Source organism: Neoroseomonas rubea, from assembly GCF_016106015.1.
GTDB lineage: Bacteria > Pseudomonadota > Alphaproteobacteria > Acetobacterales > Acetobacteraceae > Neoroseomonas > Neoroseomonas rubea.
The window spans coordinates 1-3286 of the sequence record NZ_JACADQ010000412.1; the positions used below are offsets into that span (position 1 = coordinate 1).

2 protein-coding genes and 1 pseudogene are annotated in these 3286 nt (G+C 72.1%); all 3 read left to right on the plus strand.

Annotated features, from left to right (window positions below):
• Positions 1-190 (plus strand): annotated as a pseudogene (locus HW577_RS26725) (hypothetical protein); the annotation flags it as partial.
• Between the two features lie 4 nt (positions 191-194).
• Entirely contained in the window at positions 195-1019 is an 825-nt protein-coding gene (bcsQ, locus tag HW577_RS22835; protein WP_232475179.1) for a cellulose biosynthesis protein BcsQ, read from the plus strand.
• Positions 1016-3286 (plus strand): UDP-forming cellulose synthase catalytic subunit (bcsA, locus tag HW577_RS22840; protein ID WP_198378414.1); only part of this gene is annotated, 2271 nt, incomplete at its 3' end. The genes bcsQ and bcsA, both read left to right, overlap by 4 nt.

Here is a 3286-nt window from a genome sequence, read left to right on the forward strand (position 1 = left end):
GCTCTCGACCGCCTGGCCCGCCGCGGCCGCACCCGCGCCAGCGCCGTCCTTCCCGCTCATCGCCCAGGCGCTCGCCGCCGCCGCGACGCCTCCGGTCCAGGACGCCAGGGGCCCGGCGGGGGAACCGATGCCGGCCGGAACCCTGCCCTTCCTGGCGCTGCGCGCCGCCGTCAGCGGCGCGGGGGGCTGACGCCATGCCGCTGCTCTGCCTCGCCTCGCCCAAGGGGGGCGTGGGCAAGACGTCGCTTGCCTCCGGGCTCGCCCACGCGCTGCATCGCATGGGACGGCCCGTCTTCGCCATCGATTGCGACCCACAGAACGCGCTCCGGCTGCATCTCGGCCTGCCGATCACGGACCCGGAGGGCTACCTGGCGCGGCTTCACATGCGTCCGGACTGGCGCGCCTGCCTGCGCCGCACGCCGGCCGGGCCCGACCTGCTGCCGTACGGCGAAACCGACATGCGCGGCGCCCTCGCGACCTCCAGCCTCATCGAGCGGGAGCCCGAGCTGCTGGCCGGCCCGGTCCGCGCCATGCTCGCCGATCCCGCGGCGATCGTCGTCGTCGATACGCCGCCCGGCGCCTCGGCCGCGCTGCAGATCCTGGCGCCGCAGGCGTCCCTCGTGCTCGCGGTGCTGCTCGCGGATGCCGCCAGCACCGCGCTGCTGCCGGAGATCGAGACCGGCCGCTTCCTCGGCCGCGGCACGCTCGGCACGCTCGTCGGGCCGAAGCTGCGCGTCGTGCTGAACCAGGTGGATCGGCATTCGCGGCTGTCCGTCTCGGCGGCCGAAGGCGTCGCCGCCCATCTCGGCGCGCGGCTCGCCGGCGCCATCTCGCGCGAGGAGGCGGTGGCCGAGGCGCTTGCCTGCCAGCGCCCCGTCGGCGCCCATGCGCCCTACTCCACGGCTGCGCGCGACATCGAGGATCTGGCGGCGACGGTGCTGCGCGAAATGCCCACGCCCGCGCCCACGCCCGTCGTCGCGCCCGTCACGTCGTCCCTGTTTCCCTGGAGCCGCCCATGAGCCGCGCCCTGTCCCGCGCCTGGCTCGCGCTCGTCGTGCTGGTGGGCCTCCTGCTCGCCTGGGCGGTGGTCGTGACACCGCTCGATGCCGAAGACCAGGCGCTGCTGGCGGTGGGCGGCCTCGTGCTCTTCCTGGTGCTGAACCGGTTCAAGAGCCGCCGGGTGACGGCGGTGCTCGCCATCCTCTCCTGCCTCGTCTCGCTGCGCTACCTGCACTGGCGGCTGTCGGACACGCTGACGGCGGACAGCTTCACCCAGGGCTTCTTCATGTTCGGCCTGGCGGCTGCCGAGACCTATGCCGTCATCGCCCTGCTGCTCGGCTACTTCCAGACGCTGCGCCCGCTCGACCGCCGCCCCGCGCCGCTGCCCGAGGACACCGAGGCGTGGCCGACCGTCGATGTCTACATCCCGACCTACAACGAGGATCTCGACGTCGTCCGCCCGACCGTGCTCGCGGCGCTCGCGATGGACTGGCCGATCGACAAGCTGAAGGTCTGGATCCTGGATGACGGGCGCCGCCCCGCCTTCCGCGAATTCGCCGAGGAATGCGGCGCCGGCTACATCGTGCGCCCCGACAACAAGGGGGCGAAGGCCGGCAACCTGAACCACGCCATGGCGCAGACGGATGGCGAGTACATCGCGATCTTCGACTGCGACCACGTGCCGACGCGCGCCTTCCTGCAGATGACGATGGGCTGGATGCTGCGCGACCCGAAGCTCGGCATGATCCAGACGCCGCATCATTTCTACTCGCTCGATCCCTTCGAGCGGAACCTCTCGAACGGGCGCGACGTGCCGAACGAGGGGCTGATGTTCTACGGCCTCGTGCAGCCCGGCAACGACCTGTGGAACGCAACCTTCTTCTGCGGCTCCTGCGCCGTGCTGCGGCGCGAGGCGATCGTCGAGGCCGGCGGCGTGCCGACCGAGACGGTGACCGAGGACTGCCACGCCTCGCTGCGCATGCAGCGGCTCGGCTGGAACACGGCCTATCTGCGCCTGCCGCTGGCCGCTGGCCTCGCGACGGAACGGCTGATGATCCATATCGGCCAGCGGATGCGCTGGGCGCGCGGCATGCTGCAGATCATGCGCGTGGACAACCCGATCTTCGGGCCCGGCCTCAGCCTCGCGCAGCGGCTCTGCTACTTCAGCGCGATGTTCCACTTCCTGTTCGCGGTGCCGCGCGTGGTGTTCCTCACCGCGCCGCTCGCCTTCCTGCTGATGGGCTTCAGCCCGATCGCCGCATCGCCACTGGCGATCATCGCCTATGCCGGGCCGCACATCTTCCACGCGGTCGCGACCGGCAGCCGCGTCGCCGGCGGCGTGCGGCATTCCTTCTGGAGCGAGATCTACGAGACGGTGCTCGCGCTCTGGCTCGTCCCCGTGACCATCGCGACGCTCCTTGACCCCAAGAAGGGTAAGTTCAACGTGACGCAGAAGGGCGGCCTTCTCCCGGAAGGCTATTTCGACTGGCGGGCGGTCTATCCGAGCCTGATCCTCGCCATCCTCCTCGCACTCGGCGTGGTCGCCGGCGTCCGGGGCCTGGCCTCCACCGAATGGGGCAGCCTGGAAAGCCAGGCCTACCTGCTGAATGGCATCTGGGCGCTGCTATGCATCGTGCCGGTGCTGGCATCGGTCGCCGCGGGCCGCGAACGCAAGCAGGTGCGGGCGCGGGCGCGCGTCGATGTCGTGCTGCCCGCGCAGCTCGTACTGCCGGACGGGCGCAGGATCGATGCCCGCACGCGCGACCTCTCGCTCGGCGGCGCCGGCATCGTGGTGGCCGAGGCGCTGGCGCTCGAGGCCGACACGCCCGTCATGCTCGACATCCCGATGGGCGGGGAGGTGCTGACGCTGAACGGCTATTTCCTGCGCGCCGACGGCGGCGAGGTCCAGCTGCTGTTCCGCCCAGGGAACGTCGAGGAGGAAGGCGCGATCGTGCGCGCCGTCTTCGGCCGCGCCGATGCCTGGCTGTCGTGGGACCGGCACCGGCCGGACCGGCCGATGCGCTCGCTGCTCGAGGTGCTGGCAACGGTCGGCTCGGTCTTCACCGGCCGCTCGCAGCTCTCGCTCGCCTGGTGGCGCGCGCGGCGGCGGCGGAAGGAGGAAGCGCGCAGCCCCGTCGCACCCGTCGCGTCGCAGCGCCGGAGCGAGGTGGTCGCACCGCGCGACACCTTCCGCAACGCCGCGGTCATCGCGCTGATGCTGGTCGCCGCCACGCCCGCGCTCGCACAGCAGCGCCGCAGCGCGTACACCCCGGCGTTGCGGAGGATC